Raw genomic sequence first — 225 nt, 5'->3', positions numbered from 1 at the left:
ACCCTTGTAGATGAAACAGGTCGCGTAATAAGAGCAGACAAACGAGGCGCTATCGATAACAAAACCGCAAATATACTGTCAAGACTTCACATCAGCGATGAAAGTTGGCTCAAACTCACCACAAACTTTGAAGGTATATTCACGGGCGCGGTGGGCACCGCAGAGCATTTGTGTGAATTTACTGAGCACGTGGGGTTAAAGCGCGCACACGGTAAAGCAAATGCC

1 pseudogene is annotated in these 225 nt (G+C 47.6%); it reads left to right on the top strand.

Features of this window, described 5'->3' with window-relative positions:
* Positions 1-225 (top strand): annotated as a pseudogene (locus H4J76_RS20360) (transposase); the annotation flags it as partial.

This window comes from Colwellia sp. BRX9-1 (assembly GCF_014077195.1).
GTDB lineage: Bacteria > Pseudomonadota > Gammaproteobacteria > Enterobacterales > Alteromonadaceae > Colwellia_A.
Note: the sequence above shows the minus strand (reverse complement) of the source record. Positions and strands in the feature narration are given on the sequence as shown.